This is a genomic window from Enterococcus sp. AZ015, from assembly GCF_050499225.1.
In the GTDB taxonomy this organism is placed as follows: Bacteria; Bacillota; Bacilli; order Lactobacillales; family Enterococcaceae; genus Enterococcus_D; species Enterococcus_D entomosocium.
In genome coordinates this window covers 3,271,750-3,292,186 of record NZ_JBMHEX010000001.1, presented here as the reverse complement: position 1 = coordinate 3,292,186, position 20,437 = coordinate 3,271,750, and the positions used below count along the sequence as shown (strand labels likewise).

General features: G+C 45.4%; 22 protein-coding genes. 16 read left to right on the top strand and 6 right to left on the bottom strand.

The window, feature by feature from the left end:
* Nucleotides 1-68 precede the first annotated feature (68 nt).
* On the bottom strand, nucleotides 69-410 hold the full coding sequence (locus IGK85_RS15470) for a MazG nucleotide pyrophosphohydrolase domain-containing protein (RefSeq protein WP_034872892.1): 342 nt from the start codon (nucleotides 408-410) through the stop codon (nucleotides 69-71).
* 86 nt (nucleotides 411-496) lie between these two features.
* On the opposite strand from IGK85_RS15470, the gene IGK85_RS15465 reads away from it, so the two are divergent.
* The 7 genes from IGK85_RS15465 to IGK85_RS15435 all read left to right on the top strand — a co-directional run bounded on the left by IGK85_RS15465 (nucleotide 497) and on the right by IGK85_RS15435 (nucleotide 8,406).
* Nucleotides 497-1,057, top strand: a complete 561-nt coding sequence (locus IGK85_RS15465) for a TIGR00730 family Rossman fold protein (RefSeq protein WP_008380221.1) — start codon at nucleotides 497-499, stop codon at nucleotides 1,055-1,057.
* 146 nt (nucleotides 1,058-1,203) lie between these two features.
* Nucleotides 1,204-2,190 carry a tRNA dihydrouridine synthase gene (locus IGK85_RS15460; protein ID WP_005230648.1) on the top strand — a complete coding sequence of 329 codons (987 nt, stop codon included), beginning with the start codon at nucleotides 1,204-1,206 and terminating at the stop codon, nucleotides 2,188-2,190.
* A gap of 150 nt (nucleotides 2,191-2,340) precedes the next feature.
* Nucleotides 2,341-2,781 (top strand): MarR family winged helix-turn-helix transcriptional regulator, encoded by a 441-nt coding sequence (locus tag IGK85_RS15455; RefSeq protein WP_005230651.1) that lies wholly within the window; start codon nucleotides 2,341-2,343, stop codon nucleotides 2,779-2,781.
* Entirely contained in the window at nucleotides 2,778-4,214 is a 1,437-nt protein-coding gene (locus tag IGK85_RS15450) for an MDR family MFS transporter (RefSeq protein WP_008380215.1), read from the top strand. Before IGK85_RS15455 ends, IGK85_RS15450 begins: the two co-directional genes overlap by 4 nt.
* Before the next feature lie 156 nt (nucleotides 4,215-4,370).
* Nucleotides 4,371-5,276 carry an EamA family transporter RarD gene (rarD, locus tag IGK85_RS15445; RefSeq protein ID WP_008380213.1) on the top strand — a complete coding sequence of 302 codons (906 nt, stop codon included), beginning with the start codon at nucleotides 4,371-4,373 and terminating at the stop codon, nucleotides 5,274-5,276.
* A 278-nt stretch (nucleotides 5,277-5,554) separates the two neighbouring features.
* Nucleotides 5,555-6,397, top strand: a complete 843-nt coding sequence (licT, locus tag IGK85_RS15440) for a BglG family transcription antiterminator LicT (protein WP_005233287.1) — start codon at nucleotides 5,555-5,557, stop codon at nucleotides 6,395-6,397.
* Between the two features lie 137 nt (nucleotides 6,398-6,534).
* The gene (locus tag IGK85_RS15435; protein ID WP_008380211.1) at nucleotides 6,535-8,406 is read left to right on the top strand and encodes a beta-glucoside-specific PTS transporter subunit IIABC; all 1,872 of its coding nucleotides are present in this window, start codon (nucleotides 6,535-6,537) and stop codon (nucleotides 8,404-8,406) included.
* Nucleotides 8,407-8,592: 186 nt separating this feature from the next.
* Here IGK85_RS15435 and IGK85_RS15430 read toward each other — a convergent pair whose 3' ends face one another.
* Nucleotides 8,593-9,264, bottom strand: coding sequence for a cyclic nucleotide-binding domain-containing protein (locus IGK85_RS15430; protein WP_008380210.1), 672 nt, complete (start codon nucleotides 9,262-9,264; stop codon nucleotides 8,593-8,595).
* A gap of 196 nt (nucleotides 9,265-9,460) precedes the next feature.
* Between IGK85_RS15430 and IGK85_RS15425 the strand changes: the two genes are divergently transcribed.
* The 5 genes from IGK85_RS15425 (at nucleotide 9,461) to IGK85_RS15405 (ending at nucleotide 13,692) form a co-directional block, all read left to right on the top strand.
* Nucleotides 9,461-10,393, top strand: a complete 933-nt coding sequence (locus tag IGK85_RS15425) for a phosphate/phosphite/phosphonate ABC transporter substrate-binding protein (RefSeq protein ID WP_008380209.1) — start codon at nucleotides 9,461-9,463, stop codon at nucleotides 10,391-10,393.
* A gap of 160 nt (nucleotides 10,394-10,553) precedes the next feature.
* Entirely contained in the window at nucleotides 10,554-11,345 is a 792-nt protein-coding gene (gene phnC, locus IGK85_RS15420) for a phosphonate ABC transporter ATP-binding protein (RefSeq protein WP_005230661.1), read from the top strand.
* A complete protein-coding gene (phnE, locus tag IGK85_RS15415; RefSeq protein ID WP_008380208.1) occupies nucleotides 11,317-12,096 on the top strand; it encodes a phosphonate ABC transporter, permease protein PhnE in 780 nt (259 codons plus the stop codon). The genes phnC and phnE (IGK85_RS15415) overlap by 29 nt, the downstream gene beginning before the upstream one ends.
* On the top strand, nucleotides 12,093-12,875 hold the full coding sequence (gene phnE, locus IGK85_RS15410) for a phosphonate ABC transporter, permease protein PhnE (protein ID WP_005230666.1): 783 nt from the start codon (nucleotides 12,093-12,095) through the stop codon (nucleotides 12,873-12,875). The genes phnE (IGK85_RS15415) and phnE (IGK85_RS15410) overlap by 4 nt, the downstream gene beginning before the upstream one ends.
* A 4-nt stretch (nucleotides 12,876-12,879) precedes the next feature.
* Nucleotides 12,880-13,692 (top strand): metallophosphoesterase family protein, encoded by an 813-nt coding sequence (locus IGK85_RS15405; protein ID WP_008380205.1) that lies wholly within the window; start codon nucleotides 12,880-12,882, stop codon nucleotides 13,690-13,692.
* Between the two features lie 69 nt (nucleotides 13,693-13,761).
* Here IGK85_RS15405 and IGK85_RS15400 read toward each other — a convergent pair whose 3' ends face one another.
* Nucleotides 13,762-14,238, bottom strand: a complete 477-nt coding sequence (locus tag IGK85_RS15400; protein ID WP_008380203.1) for an ImmA/IrrE family metallo-endopeptidase — start codon at nucleotides 14,236-14,238, stop codon at nucleotides 13,762-13,764.
* A gap of 5 nt (nucleotides 14,239-14,243) precedes the next feature.
* The gene (locus tag IGK85_RS15395; protein WP_005230670.1) at nucleotides 14,244-14,576 is read right to left on the bottom strand and encodes a helix-turn-helix domain-containing protein; all 333 of its coding nucleotides are present in this window, start codon (nucleotides 14,574-14,576) and stop codon (nucleotides 14,244-14,246) included.
* Nucleotides 14,577-14,739: 163 nt separating this feature from the next.
* Between IGK85_RS15395 and IGK85_RS15390 the strand changes: the two genes are divergently transcribed.
* Nucleotides 14,740-15,105: a hypothetical protein gene (locus tag IGK85_RS15390; protein ID WP_008380201.1), complete on the top strand. Its 366-nt coding sequence runs from the start codon at nucleotides 14,740-14,742 to the stop codon at nucleotides 15,103-15,105.
* A 54-nt stretch (nucleotides 15,106-15,159) separates the two neighbouring features.
* Here IGK85_RS15390 and IGK85_RS15385 read toward each other — a convergent pair whose 3' ends face one another.
* Nucleotides 15,160-16,911: an ABC transporter ATP-binding protein gene (locus IGK85_RS15385; protein WP_008380198.1), complete on the bottom strand. Its 1,752-nt coding sequence runs from the start codon at nucleotides 16,909-16,911 to the stop codon at nucleotides 15,160-15,162.
* A 59-nt stretch (nucleotides 16,912-16,970) separates the two neighbouring features.
* The gene (locus IGK85_RS15380; protein WP_008380196.1) at nucleotides 16,971-17,816 is read right to left on the bottom strand and encodes a MarR family transcriptional regulator; all 846 of its coding nucleotides are present in this window, start codon (nucleotides 17,814-17,816) and stop codon (nucleotides 16,971-16,973) included.
* Between the two features lie 201 nt (nucleotides 17,817-18,017).
* Between IGK85_RS15380 and IGK85_RS15375 the strand changes: the two genes are divergently transcribed.
* The 3 genes from IGK85_RS15375 to IGK85_RS15365 all read left to right on the top strand — a co-directional run bounded on the left by IGK85_RS15375 (nucleotide 18,018) and on the right by IGK85_RS15365 (nucleotide 20,242).
* Complete coding sequence (locus tag IGK85_RS15375; protein ID WP_008380194.1) at nucleotides 18,018-18,623, top strand: NADPH-dependent FMN reductase; 606 nt, start codon at nucleotides 18,018-18,020, stop codon at nucleotides 18,621-18,623.
* A 35-nt stretch (nucleotides 18,624-18,658) separates the two neighbouring features.
* Nucleotides 18,659-19,180 carry an NADPH-dependent FMN reductase gene (locus IGK85_RS15370; protein WP_005233313.1) on the top strand — a complete coding sequence of 174 codons (522 nt, stop codon included), beginning with the start codon at nucleotides 18,659-18,661 and terminating at the stop codon, nucleotides 19,178-19,180.
* Between the two features lie 222 nt (nucleotides 19,181-19,402).
* Entirely contained in the window at nucleotides 19,403-20,242 is an 840-nt protein-coding gene (locus tag IGK85_RS15365; RefSeq protein WP_008380189.1) for a glycosyltransferase family 8 protein, read from the top strand.
* Nucleotides 20,243-20,437 lie beyond the last annotated feature (195 nt).

Here is a 20,437-nt window from a genome sequence, read left to right as displayed (position 1 = left end):
GAAACGTTGGTTTTTTGTATTTGGGAAAAGCAACCTTTGCCGCTGCCCGTTACGCAACAAGTAGCCCGTTAGCTGTTTTTTTCTGTCTCTTGGTTCATTTGATAGCGAGACAAAAGCTTTTCTTTGTGTTTTTGCATGATTGTTTCCAGAGAAATATCGTATTTATCGGCGAGAATAAATAAGTTATCCAGTACATCGCCCAATTCTTCCGTCAGATTTGCCAGTTTTTCTTCCGGCAAGCCTTCTTGCTCATCGGGACGGTCACGGCCAATCTCCAATGTCCGAATGGCACGGCTCACTTCCCCGACTTCTTCTGCTAAAAAATTCGCCCGAATAAACGGATCATATTGATACCAGTTGCGGGCTTTGTAGAAGTCACTGATAAATCGTTGATATTCCTCAATGTTCATAATTTTTTTTCCATCCTTTCCCAGAACCTTTATCAGAATCATGATATACTATTTCAAAATGATTGAGAAGGATGATGGAGAGTTTTATGAAAATTGCAGTCTATTGTGGTGCCAGTGTCGGTAATGAACCTAGTTTTGCAACAGCCGCCCAAGAATTGGGGCAGTGGATCGCTTCACGGCAAAATACGCTGGTCTATGGCGGCGGAAAAGCGGGCTTGATGGGCGTGCTGGCAGATGCTGTCTTAGAAAATGGCGGTCAGGTGATCGGGGTGATCCCAACCTTTTTAAAAGATCGGGAACTAGCACATCCTGGATTGACCGAACTCCATGTCGTCGAGACGATGTCAGAAAGAAAACGAAAAATGTTCGAATTGTCGCAGGCGTTTGTCGCACTGCCAGGTGGTCCCGGGACGCTGGAAGAAATCACGGAGATGATCTCGTGGTCAAGAATCGGTCAAAACCCGAATCCTTGTGCTTTTTATGATGTGAACAACTTTTACCGCGCAACGAGAGCCTTGTATGACAACATGGTGGAAAATGAGTTCTTGACGCAGGCCGATCGCGAAAAAATCGGTTTTGCGCAAACAACCCAGGAGCTGGAAGTCTTTATTCAAGCTTACGAACCACCAGTTATTCGGCAGTATTAAGCGTCTGTTGCAAAAGAGCAAGGCGAAGCACCGGCGGGTGTCGTCTTGCTCTTTTGCTTCTTTGACGCATTCTTAGTATAATGGGGTTTGTTTTGCAAGTGGGGTCATAAAATAAGATCCTTGGACAAAGAAATGGAGCGTAAATCATGACAACAAATTTTTGGGCTGAATTGCCGAAGCCTTTTTTTATTCTAGCACCAATGGAAGATGTCACCGATGTCGTTTTTCGGCATGTCGTTCAAGCTGCCGGCGCACCAGATGTTTTCTTTACGGAATTTACCAACTCCGATAGTTACTGTCATCCAGAAGGACGCGACAGTGTGCGGGGACGTTTAGTCTTCACCGAAGATGAGCAACCGATGGTAGCCCACATTTGGGGAGACAAGCCAGAGTATTTCCGTGAAATGAGTATCGGATTAGCCGAGATGGGCTTTAAAGGGATTGACTTAAATATGGGCTGTCCAGTGCCAAACGTTGCCGGACGAGGCAAAGGCAGCGGCTTAATCTTGCGACCAGAAGTTGCTGCTGAGCTGATCCAAGCAGCCAAAGCTGGCGGCTTGCCGGTCAGCGTCAAGACGCGTTTGGGCTATACCGAACTAGGGGAAATGGAAGCCTGGTTGACCCATGTCCTGCAACAAGATATCGCTAACCTTTCGATCCATTTACGAACCCGCAAAGAAATGAGCAAGGTCGATGCCCATTGGGAATTGATTCCTGAAGTGGTGGCCTTGCGGGACCGAATCGCCCCACAAACGAAGCTGACGATCAACGGTGATATCCCTGATCGTACCAAAGGTTTAGAGCTAGCAGAAAAATATGGCGTAGACGGAATCATGATCGGTCGGGGTATTTTCAAGAATCCCTATGCCTTTGAAAAAGAACCGAAAGAGCATACCTCAGAAGAGCTATTAGGCTTGCTACAGCTGCAATTAGACTTGCAGGATCATTACGCCAAAATGGTGCCACGCTCGATCGCAGGATTGCATCGTTTCTTTAAAATCTATGTCAAAGGCTTCCCAGGAGCCAGTGATTTGCGAGCAAAATTGATGAATACCAAATCAACGGATGAAGTTCGGCAACTGCTGGCAGAGTTTGCGGAGAAAAAGAACCACGAGGAAAGTATTGAAGCGTAAGTTTCAATGCTTTTTTCGTTTTTGGTTGCTGCATCCGCTCTCAATGTCAATCCTTTCTTGACAATAGATAGGTACCTATGTAAAATGGAGAACGGACTTTTAACTAGGTACCTATCTAAATAGTGAAGAGGCGAAAGGAGCTGAAGATCGATGGTTTCCGAACAAGAAATCGTGGAACGATTGTTTGAAGTGTATAAATTAAATCGGCGGTATGCGGAACAAAAGTATGGACGCTTTATGCCGGGACGGGGGCAGTTCAATTGTTTACTGGTATTGGACGAAAAAGGCACGTTGACCCAAAAAGATCTCGCCGCGTATTTAGCGATTCGTTCGACATCCACTGGCGAACTACTAAAGAAACTGGCTGAAAAAGGGCTGATCCAAAAAGAAGTCGATCCGAAAGATAAACGCAGTCATTTGATTTCGCTGACAGAAGCAGGCAAGGAAGAGGCACAGCGAATGAAAGAAAAACGCAGCAAGGCGCACCAAGAAATGTTGACCTATTTGACGGCAGAAGAAAAACAAGCCTTTGGTCAAGCCTTAGCAAAAATCGAACAGTTTTATCTTGAGAAGGAGGCGGACGTTGATTGAGTGAAACAGTCCAACGAACGGAACGTCAGCGGACGCTGATTTTTATTAATTTAATGATTACATGTATTGCCGTATCCATGTTGGCGACCGCATTGACGACGGCTTTACCCGCCATCGTCAATGACTTGCAGATTTCCGTCACTACGGGCCAATGGCTGACTAGCGGGTATTCTTTGGCAATGGCGATCGTTATGCCCTTGACGGCATATCTTATGAATCGTGTGCCAACCAAAAAGCTCTATCTCGCTGCCTTAGGAATTGCGTTGGTGGGCTTGCTGCTTTGTGCTGCAGCGCCCAATTTTCTAGTCATGATGCTTGCTCGTATTTTGCAGGCCGTAGGCAATGGAATCTTGACCGCAATGGCGCAAGTGATCCTCTTATCGATCTATCCGATCAATCGCATCGGTGTCGTGATGGGCTGGTATGGACTCTCAATCACCGCGGCACCCGTGATCGCACCGACGATCGCTGGGCTGATCGTGGACCGCTTGAACTGGCATGCGATTTTTTATATCGTTGCCGTGATCGTTTTGATCTCGTTGATTTGGGCCATAAAGGTTTTTGATGATGTGTTACCAGTAAGCAACAGCAAATTTGATCAGACCTCTTTTGTTTTGAGTGCCTTCGCCTTTGGTGGGATCACTTTAGGCTTTGGTAATATCGGCAGCTATGGCTTTTTCAGCTTGCCAGTTTTAGGAACCTTAGGGATCGGTTTGGTAGCAGGGATCTTCTTTGTCTTCCGTCAGTTAAGAGCGGAAACCCCATTTTTGGATCTGCGGGTCTTGAAAACAAAAGAATATGCCATCAGTGTCTTTGGCAGTATCATGCTTTACTTGGTCTTGATGGGTTCGGCGATGCTGATGCCGCTTTACGTGCAGTCGATTTTAGGCAAATCAGCGACGATCTCAGGGTTAGTCGTTTTGCCAGGTTCCTTGGTCTCGGCTTTTTTAAGTCCGGTGGCTGGACGAATCTATGACAAAGTCGGCATCCGTCTGTTGACGATTTTCGGCGGTGGCTCACTGGTCTTGAGCAACATCGGCATGTATTTCATCCATATGCACACGGGGATTTGGGTAGCAGTGGTTTTGAACATGCTGCGCTGTGCCGCCACAGGCTGTTTGTTGATGCCCTTTGTGACGTGGGGAAATAAAAATATTCCGCCGCAGCTGACGGCGCATGGAACAGCGTTATTGACTTCTTTGCGGACGGTGGCAGGGGCCATCGGAACAGCATTATTTGTCGGGATCATGAATAGTGTGGCGCAAAACAGCACGACCTTAACGGGGACGAGTGCACTGCTTCATGGGATGAATGTTTCTTTCTTATTGATGACGATCGCTTCTGGACTGCTGTTTGCAACGGGGCTATTTTTGATTCGTGATCAGAAACCAGAAGCCGTGTGGCTGGAAGGTGCGGAGGAACCGCTGGAATAAAGAGGGGCACCTTTCTTTGAAGGGTGCTTTTCTTGATTTATTTCATGAAACTCTATGAAAAACCAAAAAATTCGATATAATAAGATAACTTATGGTTTAGGAGGAGTATTTTTTTTCAGGAAAGACTTGTTTTCATGGAAAAAAATCAGGGAGAAAATGAAGAATAAAGGCGTTTATTTTGGGTTGTCTGCCTATGTCTTGTGGGGCTTGGTCACACTATATTGGAAAATAATCGTTGGGGTTTCGCCATTAGCAACGATGTGCTACCGAATCGTGTGGTCCTTTGTTTTTATGGTGCTGTTTATTTTGCTTTCCGGGAAGAAAAAGCAATTTTTACAAGAAGCGCGTCTGCTGTGGAAGAACAAAGTGTTTGCTGGACTGATCGTTTTAGCTTCTGTGCTGATCTCCATCAACTGGTTCACCTTTATCTTTGCGGTGAGTGCGGGCCATGTGATGCAAGCCAGCTTAGGCTATTATATCAATCCGCTAGTCAATGTCTTGTTAGCAACCGTTTTTTTGAAAGAACGTCTTAGTCGTACTGGCATGCTGGCGTGTCTGCTGGCAAGTATCGGGGTGATCTTATTATCGATCCAAACAGGAACGATTCCTTATGCCTCACTGATCATGGCCTTTTCCTTTAGTACGTATGGCTTGATCAAAAAAAGGATCCCCATTAGTTCGGTTACTGGGTTAACGATCGAAACGATGGTGATTTTCCCCTTTGCGCTCGTGTATATTTTAGGATTTTCAACCGTCGGCTTTATGAATTATCCCTTGCAAACCAATCTCTTATTGATGGGTGCCGGGATCGTGACGGCTATTCCGCTGTTGCTGTTTGCGGAAGCCGCGAAAAATGTTTCTTACATTACGCTTGGGTTTATTCAATACGTCAACCCGACGATCATGCTTTTGTTGGCCATCTTTTTGTTTCATGAAACCTATTCACTGGCCCAATTTTCCGCCTTTGCGTTTATTTGGCTAGGGATCGCGGTCTTCACCTATGGTACGTTAGGCACGGCTATGAAAGAGCGGCGCATGGGACAGCAAAGAAAGCAACTCTGATACATTAGGAATGGCTGCAGCTGAGCCATTCCTTTTTTTATTAAAAAACAACTCAATTTAGATAGTGAAGGATGTTGCAAGGAGAATTGTTCAATGGTATAACAAAGGAAAAGCACGTTGCAGAAATTCTGATTGAAAAGGGTTGCATCTGCCACAGGGGTGTGTTATTATTCTTTCAGTTACAAGGATTGTTACTGTTCGGCAGGCAAAACCAGAATTGACCGTAGTGCGCTAATGGGGAGATTCTAGGTTTTTTTATTTTGGAGTGAGGGAAAACGATGGTTATTGGGAAAATATTAAATAATAATGTCGTCATCTCGACCAATGATGCCGGTCAGGAAGTGATCTATATGGGTCGTGGCATTGCGTTTAAGAAGAAGGTCGGCGATCCAGTGGATGAAGCCTTTGTCGAAAAAGAATTTGTGTTAAAGGATACGTTTACCGCAAATCAGTTTCAGCAATTGTTTTCAGACATTCCTGTGGAAGAAGTCGAAGCCGTCAAGCAAGTGGTGGATGATGCAGAAGCGTCATTGGGGATCGAGCTGTCGCCAAATATTTATTTGACACTGACCGATCATATCCATTATGCGCTAGTTCGGGCACGTGAAGGCATTGAGCTGCCGAATCCATTGTTGTTTGAGACCCGCAAATTTTATCCGAAAGAGTATGCGGTTGCAGCAGATGCCGTTGCTTATTTTGAAAAAGTCTTCGGGATTTCATTGCCGGAATCGGAAATTGGCTTTATCGCCTTTCATATCGTCAATAGCGAACAAGCAAATGGTACGATGGAAACCACGATGCAAGCGGTAGAGATCGTTCGTGACGTACTGGCAATCATCAGTCGTTTTTATGGACGAGTCTTTAACCCAGATTCCTTGAACTATCAACGGATCACCACGCATTTACAGTATTTTGCGCAGCGCTATTTAAGCGATGAACTTTCGGGGGAAAAAGATGAATTTTTATTTGCCCTTGTGCAATCGAAGTACCCTAAAGCGTTTCAAACGGTCCAACGGATCAACGAATATTTGATCAAAACCTACGACAAATCGATCGGTGAATCAGAAATGATCTACTTAACGATCCATATCGAACGTGTCGTCAATGATCAAACCAATTAACATTCAATCATTAACGGATTGTTACTGTCAGGCAGGCAATACCCAGATTGAAAAGACAACAGTCAGCGAGGAAAAGACTCGTTGGACGGTCGTTTTTTCAATCTGGGTTTTTTTATTAAAAAAGGAGTGTTGAAAAAATGAGTTCAAATAAAGAAATTGCAGTTCGCGTCCTCGATGCGGTGGGCGGCAAAGAAAATGTCAACAGCGTGGTGCATTGTGCGACCCGCTTGCGTTTCAAATTAAAAGATGAGAACAAAGCGGATACGGCACGCTTGAATCAAGACGACGACGTGATCCAAGTCGTTCAAAGCGGCGGACAATACCAAGTGGTGATCGGCAGTCATGTCAGCGACGTTTACCGTGAATTGAATGGAGTAGCGAACTTCGATGGTGAAGCAGACAGCAAAGGCGACAAAGGCAACCTGTTGAATCAACTGGTGGATATTATTTCGTCGATCTTCACGCCGTTTTTAGGCGCAATGGCAGGTGCCGGGGTCTTAAAAGGATTCTTGACGCTGGCAGTCACCTTGAATTGGTTAGCAGCTGATTCTGGAGTCTACACCGTATTGTATGCGATTGCCGATGGGTTGTTTACCTATTTACCAGTGATGTTGGCTTTTACTGCAGCGAAAAAGTTTCGCACCAATGAATTTCTAGCGGTTTCCTTAGCGATGGCGTTGGTTCATCCAGACATTACCGCTTTGGCTGGACAAACCTTGAGTTTCTTAGGCCTACCGGTCATTATTGGTGCTAGTGCTTATACGTCTTCAGTCATTCCGATTATTTTAGCGGTCTTTTTACAAAGCTATGTGGAACGTTTCTTTAAAAAAGTCATTCCTAGCTTCTTACAGATCATCTGTGTACCTTTAGCGGTCTTCTTGATCATGGCGCCATTGACCTTTATTGTCGTCGGTCCACTAGGAACGATTTTAGGAAACTTGTTAGGTAGTGCTTACGACAGCATTTACCACTTCAGCCCACTGATCGCTGGTGCTGTTATGGGTGGTTTATGGCAAGTCTTTGTGATGTTTGGCATGCACTGGGGCTTTGTGCCGATCATCATGTTGAATCTCAGTCAAACCGGTGTCGATACCATGGTACCAATGCTGTTGCCAGCTGTCCTTTCTCAAGGTGGTGCAGCGCTAGCAGTGTTCTTTATGACAAAAAATGTGAAATTGAAAGGCTTGGCCCTTTCTTCAACGATCACCTCAATTTTTGGGATCACAGAACCGACGGTGTATGGGGTAACCTTGCCATTGAAAAAACCATTTATCGCCGCGTGTATCAGTGGTGCCATCGGGGGAGCCTTCATCGGCTTCAGCCAAGTCGAAAACTATACCTTTGGGTTAGTCAGCTTACTAAGTCTTCCTTCCTTTATCCCACAAGATACGAAAGATCTAAGTGGTCTGATCGCAGCTTCAATCGGAACGGCTATCGCTTTTGGCGCCGCGTTTGTCTTGACCTTCTTCTTACGTTTTGAAGATCAGCCAGCAACCGATGCCAGTGCAGCACCAGCAAAAGAGCCAGCAGCACCCACAGATAGTTCGTCTAAAGAACGAGTGATCCTCAGCAGTCCGTTAGAAGGCAAAGTGGTTCCCTTAGCAGAAGTCAAAGACCAAGTCTTTTCTTCTGGTGCATTAGGAAAAGGCATCGCCATCGAACCGACCGTCGGGGCTTTGTATGCGCCGGCAGATGGCACCATCACGACGCTCTTTCCTACCGGCCATGCTGTTGGTTTGACCACTACGGATGGAGCAGAAGTCTTGATGCATATTGGTATGGATACCGTGGAACTAGATGGCAAAGGCTTTGAGGTCTTTGTTAAACAAGACGATCAAGTCAAACGCGGTGATTTGTTGGTGAAGTTTGATCTAGATACGATCAAAGCTGCCGGCTTATCCACGATTACACCAATCGTTGTGACGAATACCCCGCAATATTTAGATGTGATGGATATGAATCAAACCGATGTCTTGCAAGGAGAAGACTTCTTAGCCATCGTAAAATAAGCAAAAGAAACCCGATCCTCGACTGAATATCAGCAAGGATCGGGTTTTTTGTAAGAAAATAAGGCGCAGTTGCCGGTCTCGCTTGCCTTCTTCGGTGGAGAATGCTTGTCACAGCGCTAGTTAAGGGCAAGACCAACAGCAGGAACGCGTACTCAGGGAAAATCCGAACATTCTTATGGCTGCTCCTTATACATGGCTTAAATTTTCGGCAAGCGACTCTAAAGCGGGGAAATCGAGAATTGCATAGCCCTGTTTTTGTTTTTCGATCAGCTTGTCTTCACGAAAGCTGGTAAAGGTTCGCAGCAGGTGGCGATAGCTGACATTCAAGATTGCGGCACAGGTGGTTAACTGAAAGGAAAAGTGTTGGTTTTCTTGATGCGCAAGAATAAATTTGGCCAACCGTGTCTCTACAGGTTCCGTCAATGAATTCGCTAAGTTGATCCCCGAATTCAAGCGGGAACTGAGCAACTGACAGATGGTTTGCAAAAAGCGGACGTCTTGTTGCAAGGTGCTGCGGTAGCGATTCAAAGGGATACAGACGCAGACGCAAGCAGAAGCGGCTTTGACACTGCTTTTCGGCAAGAGTTCCCATAAAGAGGAAGCTTCCCCTAAAGGTGCAGCCGGCTTGGCGTAATCAATACAAATCGTTTGGGTATCCGAAGAGAAGGAATAGACCATCACGGTTCCTTCTACGAGAAAATACAAGTATTCAGAAGGCGTGCCCGTTCGAATCAGGTGCTCTTCTTTTTCAAAGGAATGCAAAGTGGCCATCGCTAACAAATCATTGTCCATATAAGATTGCAGATCGTATGTGTCAATGTAATTCCTGAGGCGTGCGGTATCATCGATTTTTTTCATGGGAATCAGCCACTCCTGAATGGTTTTCTTTAAGTATAGCTTAGTTCCCCTTTTGACTCAACACGAACGATAAATAAAAACTAATGTAAATTGTATGTAAAAATAAGGTAAAATAGGACATGTGTCACTTCATTTTGAAGGGATACTTGGTATGATTTGAATGTAAGAAAGCTTCAAACCATTAGGAGGAGAAAAAATGCCATTGAAACGAATTGTTAAAGGAATGTTAGGAATTGCGTTAGTTGCAGCATTGACCGGCTGTGGGAATGGGAGCAGCAGCAGCGACAGCAGTGCCGCAGCCGAAAAAGAAAAGCTGGTGGTACAATTCGTACCGACCAATAATGACGGCTCGATGCAAGCCAAAGCAAAACCGTTTGCTGAGTATTTATCAAAAAAATTAGACCGTGAAGTAGAAGTAACGTTAGCAACGGATTATTCGACGATCGTAGAAGCGATGGCTTCTGGCCAAGTTGATTTAGGGATCATGCCGCCAGCCGCTTATGTTCAAGCCAAAGACATGGATGCAGCAGAAGCGATTTTGACTTCTCAATTAGGTGCCTATGATCCAGAGACCGGCTTGCCATTAGAAGGGGAAAAAACCAATACCTTCAAAGGGGAGATCTTGGTACGTGCGGATAGCGATATGACAGAATTGACGGACTTAAAAGGGAAAAAAATCGCTACATTGAGTCCGAACTCTGCCAGCGGCTATATTTACCCAGTTGCCGAGTTGAAAGATGCAGGAGTTGATCCAACGACGGATGCTACATTAACGACGGTGAACGATATTCCAAGTGAGATCACTGCAGTCTTGAATGGTCAGATGGATGCCGCCTTTGTGTTTCAAGGGGCACGGAATGTCTTTGCGTCAAGCTTCCCAGATAACGATTTATTCGAAGATCTAAAAGTTCTTTACTTAACCGAAGGGGACATCCCGAATGACGCCATTGCCGTTCAACCGACGATGGATGCTGAACTAAAAGAGCAGATCAAAGAAGTGTTCTTGAATATGGCAGACGATGAAGAAGGCGCCGAAGCAATGAGCTTGTGGGGACACCAAGGGTATGAAGAAGCAGCTGATTCTGCTTACGATACCATTCGCGACTATACTAAACGAGCAGCAGAGTAAAAAATCAGGGATTGCGGTAGAAGGATAACGGGACACGGAGATGTGCAGCGATTTACTAGGGGAATAGGTGGAATACGCAGTATCAGTGCATTTTTTAGTGAGATAGACCGTGACCGATTGGGGAAACTTTGCCGCGGTCCCTACATAATGGAGAAGACAGATGATAACTTTTGAGAATGTATCCAAAGTCTACCCGAATGGGGTCAAAGGATTACAGAACATAGATGTAACGATTGAACAAGGAGAATTTGTGGCAATCATTGGTTTGAGCGGTGCTGGTAAGAGTACCTTTTTGCGCTCGATCAATCGCTTAGTGCCAATCACTGAAGGAGATATCCGGGTAGATGGCAAATCAGTCACGAAAGCCAATAAAAAAGAATTGCGCTTGATTCGCCGACAAATCGGATTGATCTCCCAAAGCTTCAATTTGGTCAAACGTAGTACTGTCCAAAAGAATGTGCTATCTGGTCGTTTGGGGTATTACGGGACATGGAAAAGTATTTTAGGGTTATTTACGAAAGAAGACTATGAAAGAACGAAAGAAGCACTAGCGACTGTCGGCTTGTCAGACAAACTGCAAACGAGAAGCGACCAGTTGAGTGGTGGGCAACAGCAGCGGGTATCCATCGCCCGTGCCTTGGTCCAACAAGCGCCAGTGATTTTAGCAGATGAACCCGTGGCATCGCTAGATCCCATCACCACAGAGAAAGTGATGGAGGATTTGAAGAAGATCAATCAAGAAATGGGCAAAACGATTGTCATCAATCTGCATTCGATTCCCTTGGCTCGTCAGTATGCAACAAGGATCATTGCCTTAAAAGCAGGTGCAATCGTTTTTGACGGCAACGCAGCCGCTTTGACGGATCAGCGTTTAGAACAAATCTATGGGAAAGCAATTTTTGAAGAAAAGGCAGGAGAAATCGATGAAACTGAAAGAAACAGTTCATTTTAATTGGTACAAACACCTGCTGCTGATTCTTTTATTGCTGCTCTTTTTTCAAAGCAGTGCCTGGATCACGGGGGCTGATTTTGCCCAAGTGTGGTCGAATCGAAGCCAGATGACGGCTTTCATGGCTCGCTTTTTGCATCCGGATTTTAGTTATTTACCGCAACTGATGATGCCCTTGATCAAGACATTGCAAATGTCCTTTTTAGGCACTGTTTTAGGAGTAGTCGCAGCGATACCGGTGAGTCTGTTGGCGACGACAGTCGTGACAGAAAGCCGGTGGGTCTCTGTGCCGATGCGTTTTCTCTTAGGTCTGGTGCGGACGATCCCCAATTTATTGTTGGCGGCATTGTTCGTAGCGATTTTTGGGATCGGTGAAGCCACTGGTGTTTTGACCATCGCGGTCTTTACCTTTGGGATGGTTTCACAGCTGATGTTCCAAGCGATCGAAACCATTGATTTTGCGCCAATCGAAGCAGCGGCGGCGGTAGGGGCAAATAAATTTCAAGTGACTGTTTGGGCGATCATACCTCAAGTCATCAGCCAGTTTGCCAGCTATACTTTTTATGCCTTTGAAGTCAATGTTCGAGCTTCGACGGTGTTAGGATATGTTGGTGCCGGCGGGATCGGGGTCATCTTGAACGCCTCATTGGCATTGTTGAATTATGAACGGGTCTCGATCATTATCTTGACGATTTTGCTAACGGTAGCGATCGTTGATTTTCTAAGTGAGCGGGTAAGGAGGTCATTCCTATGATGATCAGAGAAGTGAAGAAAACGACTTGGCTGTTATGGGGACTCTTTGCTATCTTACTGGCATTATCTGCAGCGACGCTGGATTATTCCGGATTGAGTACTTTTTCCTTAGCGATGGGAAGAGATGTCCTGCAAGGGTTGAGTCAGCCAGACTGGTCTTTCTTTTACGACGGTAGCGGGGAGGATCTGTGGAGCTTATTGTTACTGACGATCGGGATCGCCTGTCTAGGAACGATGATCGCAACAGTCTGCGCGATACCGGTGACCTTGCTGAGTGCCGCCAACCTATGGTCTTCTGCGCCGTGGGTCGCGAAGATCGGCAAAATGATCTGCAATATCTTGCGGGCATTTCCAGAGCTAGTTTATGCGATTATTTTTGTCCGTGTGGTAGGTCCGGGACCTTTCGCTGGGGTTATGGCGATCGGTGTCCACCAGATCGGTATGCTGGGCAAGTTGTTCACCGAAGAAATGGAAGCCATGGATGAGCGCTTGACGGAAGAGATGCAAGCAGTCGGTGCCAACTTTTGGCAAACGATGTTTTTCGTGCGGGTTCCTTATTTAGCACCCATCTATAGTTCTTTTGCGTTGAATCATTTTGAAATTGCGGTCCGCAGTGCAGCAACGTTAGGGTTAGTCGGTGCCGGCGGGATCGGTGCACCATTGATTTTTGCTATTCAAACCAGAACCTGGAGCAAGGTAAGTATTATTTTGTTGGGCGTCGTTGTGACCGTCTTCTTATTAGACCAGTTGACTGGAATCATCAGAAAGAAATTGAGATAAACCTATGAATATATTGCATATATCAGATATCCATTTTCGAGAAAGTTACCTGCCTTGTGAAGAAGGGTATCAAGGAATGCTGGCAGCTATGCAAAATCCCTTGATTCCTCTTGAAGAGTGTATCCAAGATGCCAAGGCGCGAGGGGCGATTGATTTGGTGGTGATCAGCGGCGATTTGACCGAAGATGGCGCGCCTGCCGATTATGCCTCTTTGAAGCATTATCTAGAAAAAGCCTTTGGCTCAGTGCCGATCGTAGTAACGCTAGGCAATCATGATATTAAACGGCATTTTCGCCAAGGCTGGCAAGGCAAGTCAGTAGAAACGGCCAGTGATACACCTTTTAATCAAGTCTATGAAACGGAGACATTGGCGGTCGTGGCTTTCGATAATTCCTGCTATGGCTATGCCGACGGTATCGTAGATGAACGACAGTTTGAATGGCTGCAAGCCACGCTGGCGCAGCTCAAAGAGAAAAAGATCGTTTTTGTGACGCACCATCATTTGTTGCCTTATCAAGCAAGCACGCCGGCATGGGCCGGTGCCAATCGTTTGGTGGCATTATTGCAGCAGTATCAGATCTCTTGTATTCTCAGTGGACATACCCATCATGCATTTACGGGAACGATCGCAGGTATTCCTTACTATACTGTGGCAAGTATGTCGTTTGTCGGGGAAGATGAAGGCGAGGGGATGGTCCGTTTTGAAGAACGCTATGGATACAATTTGTATCGTTTTGAGGAAGGCGCGCTGGTTCATCAATCCTCAGAAAACTATCGACCGAACCGCGTATTGATGCGGGTCAACATGCAAGGATAAAAAACAGACGTTCCGTCAACGCTGAATTTAGCAGCAGGAAAGGAACGTCTGTTTTTGTGCAAAAAAGGCTTAACCTTGATTGCCAAAGGTTTTGACAACTTCAATCGTGCCGTCGATATGGAAAAACAAGGTATAGTTTTCTTCGGTTTTGATACCGTCAAAGCGGCGAGCATAATAGGTGACTGCGTCTTTGAAGGTTTGTGGGGGGACACCTAAAAAATCAGCGCATGCCGCCAACGTTTTGCAGCCTTCTTCAAAACAAGCGATGATATCATAGGGCGTGACCACGATCGCAGAACCAATGTCATGGGCTTTGCGTTCTTGTTTGCGTTTTTCGTTGGTGTCTTGGGCGGTAATGTCGCCAGCACTGGTCAAATAATGACCGATTTCTTCACCGATGGTGCTCAAGAGGTCTTCTTGTGATTGGTCAGGGTTCAAGTAAATATGGTGATCGATGTACAATCCTTGCTGACCATCAGGCATATTTTTATCGAAAATAAAGTGCAAGTCTGGGTAGGCGGCCATCAGTTCTTCTACTTTATCCATTTCCATCATTCCTTTTGGGCGTGCCGCTGTTTTATAAATTCAATGTAGCTGAGGATATCTTCCATCTGCTCATCGGTGACGTCATCATCAATATGGGCCGCAACGGTTTGAACTTTTGCAGAGGGCGGCGTAAAGCCTGCCGGGACTTGTCTGCCTAATAAAAAATCGGTGGATACTTGAAAAATCTCCGCGAGTTTGACGATGGTCTCGCCATCGGGTTCGTTACGATCATTTTCGAAATGCGAATACGCTGCGCGGGTGATCCCTAGCTGATCTGCGATCTGCTGTTGGGTTTGGTTGGTTCGTAGTCTGAGTGTTCTTAGCCGTTCGCCAAGCATGAGTGATCGCCTCCTTTTTTGTAGTATAGCACGTTGGATATAATTTGTATCTATTTTTGTATTATTTGATATAAAAAATATCACATCAGTTGACGATACGAATCGTATCTTTTATACTGGAAACAGATGATATGAATCGTATCAAAAAGAATGGGGGAGGATCATGGATACATCGATCGTAACAGTTGTCTTGCCGTCACTCATTACTGGTGTACTTACTTATTTGGCTACCCGAGTATCCAGCAAAGCGAATTTGGAACAAACGAATATCGAAAATGCCCAAAAGCTTTACCTAAAATATGAACAGATCAATCAAGAATTGACCCATAAAATCGATCAGTTAGAAGAAGAAGTCCAAAAGACCGCCAAAACCTACCAAGAAGAAGTCTTGGTCTATCAAGGAAAGCTTGCTACTGCCCAAAGCGAAAGGGATTTTTTGCGGGCAGAAAACCAGGTGCTGAAAGAATTACAGCGAGGGAATCAAGTGCCTGTGGCGCGTGAAGAGAAGCAACATTCAGCCGTTGGCTAATAGAAAAAAACTGCTTATCCATCAATAAGCAGTTTTTTTTCTAGTTTTTATTCTTTAATTGATCATTTGTTCATTCACGTAGGCAGCATAAAGCGGGTGATTGTTGATCAATTCTGCATGGGTACCTTGACCGGTAATGGTACCTTTTTCTATAAAGTAGATTTGATCGGCATCCACGATGGTCGACAAGCGATGGGCGATCACTAATGTCGTGCGCCCTTCCATTAGATGATCCAACGCCCGCTGGACCTTTTCTTCCGACTGAGAATCTAGGCTGGCGGTCGCTTCATCGAGCATCAGCAGCTTGGGGTCTCGCAAGAATGCTCGTGCGATGGCGATCCGTTGTTTTTGCCCGCCAGATAGTTTGACGCCGCGTTCGCCGATTTGTGTTTCTAGTTTTTCGGGGAACTCTTGGACGAACTGATCGGCATAAGCCAATGCCAGTCCTTGCCACAATTCCTCCTCTGACAGTGTTCGGCTTAATCCGTATTGCAAGTTTTCCCGAATCGTACCGGCAAAGACCGCACTGTCTTGGGAAACATAGCCGATCTGTGCCCGCCAGTCCTGCAGATCAATGTCAGCTATCGGCTGTTCACCAATCAGCAAGCGCCCGCTGGTGGGTTCATAAAAGCGTTCCAGTAAAGCGAAGATCGTGGATTTTCCGCCGCCGCTTGGTCCCGCAAAAGCAATCACGGTGTTGGGTTTGGCTTCAAAAGAAATGTTTTGCAAAATCGGCCGTTTGGGATCGTAACTGAAATCGATCTGTTCTGCCCGTAGGACTGCGCCGTCGATAGCGGCTTTGGGTGCTGCCTGGATCGGCTCCAGCGGCGTATCCAAAATTTCTTGGATCCGTTCCGTAGCACCCATCGCTTTTTGGACTTGTGAAAAGAACATCGCAAACGTCGTCACAGGCGCAATAATATTAAAGAGATACAGTAGAAAAGCAATCAATGCGCCACTCGTCAAGGTGCCGGCTTGGACACGGATCGCGCCATAACCGAGGATTCCTACGAGTAATCCCAGCATTGCCGTCGTCATGATTGGCTGCAAAATCGCACTAACTTTCGCATCCTTGACCCCGAGGGTAAAGATTGCCCCAATGTTGCGCCGACCGTTTTCTTGTTCACTAGCTTCTCCGTTGCTGGCTTTGATCAAACGGATCTCTGAGAGTTTTTCGCTGGCATCCGCATTGAAATCGGCAGTCGCTGCTTGTAGTTGGCGTCCTAATTTCGACATGATCTTGCCGATCGGCCACATGATCAAGGTGATCAAAGGCACCGCACTGAACATGATCGCCGCCATCTTCCAATCCATCAAAAACAAGATGATCATCGAACCAACCAATTGGATCAAGCCAGTGACAAAGCTGGGAAATTGCGAGGTGACTAGTTCTTTGATCACGGAAGTATCATTAACGAGTCGCGAACTGCTTTCCCCCGACTTATGGTCATCAAAATAGCTGACTGGCAAATGCAGCAGATGTTTCCAAAGACGTTCTCGTAATGTTTTCACGGCACTTTCTCCCACATAGCGCAAGAGAAAGCCGCCTAAAGTGCCTACGCCTAATTGCAGCACAAAGGCTAGGATCAAAACGACCAGCATGGAGGTGCTGAACGTGGGGGTGCCGCTGGCATCGACTAGCGTTTTCGTCAGCTGCGGCACGACCAAACTGGCGGCACTCGTGATCAGGCTAAAGAGCATCCCTAAAAGAAACAAGCCTTTCTTGGGATTGACACTGACGATCAGGTGGATAAAGTCTTTCATTTTAAATTTGTTTTTGTTCACTGTTGGTGTCGTTGTTTCCATTCGTTTTCCTCCGCTACAAGCAAGATGTCCTGCAGCTTTTTCTTTTTCATTAGGTGCTATTAGAAATCCTGCCAATCATCTTCGGCTGCTTCGTCTTTAGAAGCGGAATCAGGTCTTGCTTTGCGGTCTTGTCCAAACCCGTAGGCATCAAAAAAGTTGCCTTTTCCCCATGTGTCCCGTGGATCATTCGCCTCGCTACTATCAAATGGTTCAAATGGCCCAAATGGCCGATTGCCAAACATGCCGCGGTGTCCAGGAAATGGCATTTGCCGCATGGCTTCTTTGATCTGCTTTTTCATTTGACGCCGCTCGTCAGCGCCCATATCTTGCCAAGTATCTTTCATTTGTTGCTTCATTTTTCGGCGATCGTCATTCGTCATTTCCTGCCAATTTCCACCCCATTGCTTCATCATCTGTTCCCGGATCTCCTGCATAGCTTGTAGACGATCCATCGGGTCAATAAAGCGTTGCGTCTGTTGCTGAAAGTCAGCTTCCCACCCAGCGGCGATGTTTTCAAGCAGACGGGCAAATTCGGTTTGTTCTTCCTCTGTTAACCCAGCAAAAAACGTTTGACTGCTGGCGGCTTCTTTTTGTGCCAGTAATTTTTCTGCTTTTTTTCGTCCAGTCTCTGTCAGAAAGATTCGTTTGATCCTTTTGTCGGCTGCATCTTCTTTGCGTTGGATATCCCCACTGCTTTCCATTTTCTTCAATAGTTCTGCCAAGGAACTTGGCCGTAAATCTAAAACTTCTGCGAGGTAATTTTGCACCAAGCCATCTTCTAAATTTAAAACGGCTAGGACGCGTTGCTGTCCAGAAAGGCGTTGGTTATTTTGACTCATAAAAGCATTGCTGGCTTCGCTGATAAAACGAAGCTGTTTCATTAAGTGATCGGTCATTGTACTCATTGAGAACACTCCTTTTGAATTATTGTTCGGTACCTAATGATATCGATGAGTTGATTATAGTTCGGTGCCGAACGAATGTCAAGAGGAAGTAGCTGGGATTTTTTTCTAACAAAAAGTAAGCAAAATGATTGACTTACTAAAAGTAAGTTTGATATGCTGAGTCCATCGTTAAAGAAAACACAATAAAAGGAGTACAAAAGAATGGTCTTTGGATTTGGGAAAAAAGAACAAATAATTGAAAAAGAAGTAATGAAAGAGGTGTATCGCACTCCGGAAAAGAAAAAAGCGCAAAAAATCGGAATCATCGTTGGCAGCACGAGAGAAGGCCGCGTGAGTCCGCAAGTAGCCAATTACGTTTTACAAACAGCACGAGCACATAGCGACCGCTCATTTGAAATCATTGATATCAAAGACTACGACTTGCCCTTTATGGGTACAGGCGAAGCGAACCAAGCGTGGAATGAAAAAATCGCTGAATTAGACGGTTATATCTTCATCGTACAAGAATACAATCATGGGCTATCGGCTTCCTTGAAAAATGCGTTAGACAGCGCCCGCGAGGAATGGTTCAACAAAGCAGCAGCAATCGTCAGCTATGGTTCAGCAGGGGGGATTCGGGCCGCTGAGCAAGTTCGCTTGATTTTGGCGGAACAAAAAGTAGCCACGGTGCGCACTAATCCAGCCTTCAACTTATTTACTGATTTTGAAAATTTTGCCACCTTTACTCCTGGCGAACATATGACGGCAGGAATGAACGATATGTTGACGGAATTACTGGACTGGGCAGACACATTTGCCAATCGTTAAAAAACAAACGAAAACAATCTTAGGAGGAACCTATCATGAAATTTGGTATTATTTTAGGCAGTACAAGAGAAGGACGCGTAAGTCCGCAAGTCGGAGCATATATTCAAGAAATTGCTACTCAACGGTCAGAGCATCAGTTTGAGATCGTTGATGTAAAGGCATTTGATTTACCGTTTATGGGAACGGCTGAGCCAAACATGGCATGGAACAAAAAAATCGCTGAATTAGATGGCTATATCTTCATCGTACAAGAATACAACCACGGTTTTGCGGCTTCCTTGAAAAATGCCGTAGACTCTGCACGGGAAGAATGGTTTGATAAAGCAGCTGGGATCGTCAGTTATGGTTCTGGCGGTGGGATTCGTGCCGCTGAACAATTGCGTAACGTTTTAGCTGAACAAAAAGTTGCCACCGTGCGGACTAACCCAGCCTTCAATCTCTTCACAGATTTTGAAAATTTCAGTACCTTCAAACCCGGTGCGCACATGGCTGCAGGTGTCAATGACATGCTGGATGAATTGTTGTTGTGGTCAAAAGCTTTTGCCACGATTCGCTGATCTGTTTTAGGAGGTCACCATTTATCATCGATCATTTGCTGTTTCATTCATTGAATGGAGCAGCATTTTTTTGCGTTTCCAAGGAATGGTTTTCACTGGAAAGGCTATTTCACTGAAAGAATGACTAAAAATCGGGTATACTAGAAGAACAGAAGATGCGGGCAACTGCGTTCGATTTTTTGCCCAACGAGTGCATCCAGTAACAGAGGAGTGAACAAGAGCATGAATCTACTTTTTGCGATTGATGATCGATTCAGTGAACAATTAAAAACAACGTTATATTCAATCAAACGCCATACGACAGCAGCATCTTTCGATGTCTATGTCTTACAAGAAAAAGAATTGAGACAAGGTGCAGAGCTAGAGGTCTTTTGTCAAAAATTGGCGATGACCTATCATCCCGTCATCATCGGTTCTGGTTCGATCTTTAAAACCGCGCCAGTTAGTGACCGCTACCCAGAGTCGATCTACTATCGATTGTTGGCGCAAAATTACTTGCCGCAGCAGGTGGAAAAAATCCTGTATCTGGATGCGGATATTTTGTGCATCAATGATTTGCGCCCCTTGTATGAGCTGACGTTAGGGGATTTTCTGTATGCCGCTGCCAGTCATTCCAAGCTGACAGAAGTGACGACGGTCATCAATAAAGTCCGTTTGCGCAATTATGAGTCAGAAGGCTACTATAATTCAGGTGTCTTGCTGATGAATGTGCACCAGCTACGGCAAGAGGTCAAAGAAACAGAAATCGCAGCCTTCATTGAGAAAAATCATTTGAACCTCTTTTTGCCGGATCAAGATATTTTAAATGGGTTATATGGTGATCGGGTGCTGGCGATTCCTGATCAGCTCTATAACTATGATGTACGGAAAAACCGTACGTATGAGACGATCAGCCTAGGGGAATGGAGTTTGGATTGGGTCATCGAACATACCGTTCTGCTGCATTTTTGCGGCAAAGAGAAACCATGGAAGAAAGGCTATCGCAGCCGCTACGGTTCGTTATACAAATATGTAGAAAATGAACGGCGGAAGTTTGAAGAGGAACAATCAAAGAGCGTATGATTAAAAAAGCTTTACTTGGACAAAAGACAGGTAAAGCTTTTTTTTCGATCATTTTTTGAAGGGAATTCTTGTAAAATCAAGTAGACGCATCTAATTTGCTTCCGCATCGATAAGGAAACACCTTGTGTTCAAAAAGAAAGCGCTATCTATTATGATGACATTATCAACCCATTGCCATGCTAAATCAGGTGAGCA

Excerpts from the sequence above, each read along its gene's own strand:
- phnE (WP_008380208.1), top strand. The coding sequence starts at position 11,317 with ATGAAACTGAAAGAAACAGTTCATTTTAATTGGTACAAACACCTGCTG.
- licT (WP_005233287.1), top strand. The coding sequence starts at position 5,555 with ATGGTTATTGGGAAAATATTAAATAATAATGTCGTCATCTCGACCAAT.
- IGK85_RS15425 (WP_008380209.1), top strand. The coding sequence starts at position 9,461 with ATGCCATTGAAACGAATTGTTAAAGGAATGTTAGGAATTGCGTTAGTT.
- phnC (WP_005230661.1), top strand. The coding sequence starts at position 10,554 with ATGATAACTTTTGAGAATGTATCCAAAGTCTACCCGAATGGGGTCAAA.
- IGK85_RS15430 (WP_008380210.1), bottom strand. The coding sequence starts at position 9,264 with ATGAAAAAAATCGATGATACCGCACGCCTCAGGAATTACATTGACACA.
- IGK85_RS15405 (WP_008380205.1), top strand. The coding sequence starts at position 12,880 with ATGAATATATTGCATATATCAGATATCCATTTTCGAGAAAGTTACCTG.
- IGK85_RS15385 (WP_008380198.1), bottom strand. The coding sequence starts at position 16,911 with ATGGAAACAACGACACCAACAGTGAACAAAAACAAATTTAAAATGAAA.
- phnE (WP_005230666.1), top strand. The coding sequence starts at position 12,093 with ATGATGATCAGAGAAGTGAAGAAAACGACTTGGCTGTTATGGGGACTC.
- rarD (WP_008380213.1), top strand. The coding sequence starts at position 4,371 with ATGAAGAATAAAGGCGTTTATTTTGGGTTGTCTGCCTATGTCTTGTGG.
- IGK85_RS15375 (WP_008380194.1), top strand. The coding sequence starts at position 18,018 with ATGGTCTTTGGATTTGGGAAAAAAGAACAAATAATTGAAAAAGAAGTA.
- IGK85_RS15380 (WP_008380196.1), bottom strand. The coding sequence starts at position 17,816 with ATGAGTACAATGACCGATCACTTAATGAAACAGCTTCGTTTTATCAGC.
- IGK85_RS15465 (WP_008380221.1), top strand. The coding sequence starts at position 497 with ATGAAAATTGCAGTCTATTGTGGTGCCAGTGTCGGTAATGAACCTAGT.
- IGK85_RS15395 (WP_005230670.1), bottom strand. The coding sequence starts at position 14,576 with ATGCTTGGCGAACGGCTAAGAACACTCAGACTACGAACCAACCAAACC.
- IGK85_RS15390 (WP_008380201.1), top strand. The coding sequence starts at position 14,740 with ATGGATACATCGATCGTAACAGTTGTCTTGCCGTCACTCATTACTGGT.
- IGK85_RS15470 (WP_034872892.1), bottom strand. The coding sequence starts at position 410 with ATGAACATTGAGGAATATCAACGATTTATCAGTGACTTCTACAAAGCC.
- IGK85_RS15455 (WP_005230651.1), top strand. The coding sequence starts at position 2,341 with ATGGTTTCCGAACAAGAAATCGTGGAACGATTGTTTGAAGTGTATAAA.
- IGK85_RS15460 (WP_005230648.1), top strand. The coding sequence starts at position 1,204 with ATGACAACAAATTTTTGGGCTGAATTGCCGAAGCCTTTTTTTATTCTA.
- IGK85_RS15435 (WP_008380211.1), top strand. The coding sequence starts at position 6,535 with ATGAGTTCAAATAAAGAAATTGCAGTTCGCGTCCTCGATGCGGTGGGC.
- IGK85_RS15370 (WP_005233313.1), top strand. The coding sequence starts at position 18,659 with ATGAAATTTGGTATTATTTTAGGCAGTACAAGAGAAGGACGCGTAAGT.
- IGK85_RS15400 (WP_008380203.1), bottom strand. The coding sequence starts at position 14,238 with ATGGATAAAGTAGAAGAACTGATGGCCGCCTACCCAGACTTGCACTTT.
- IGK85_RS15365 (WP_008380189.1), top strand. The coding sequence starts at position 19,403 with ATGAATCTACTTTTTGCGATTGATGATCGATTCAGTGAACAATTAAAA.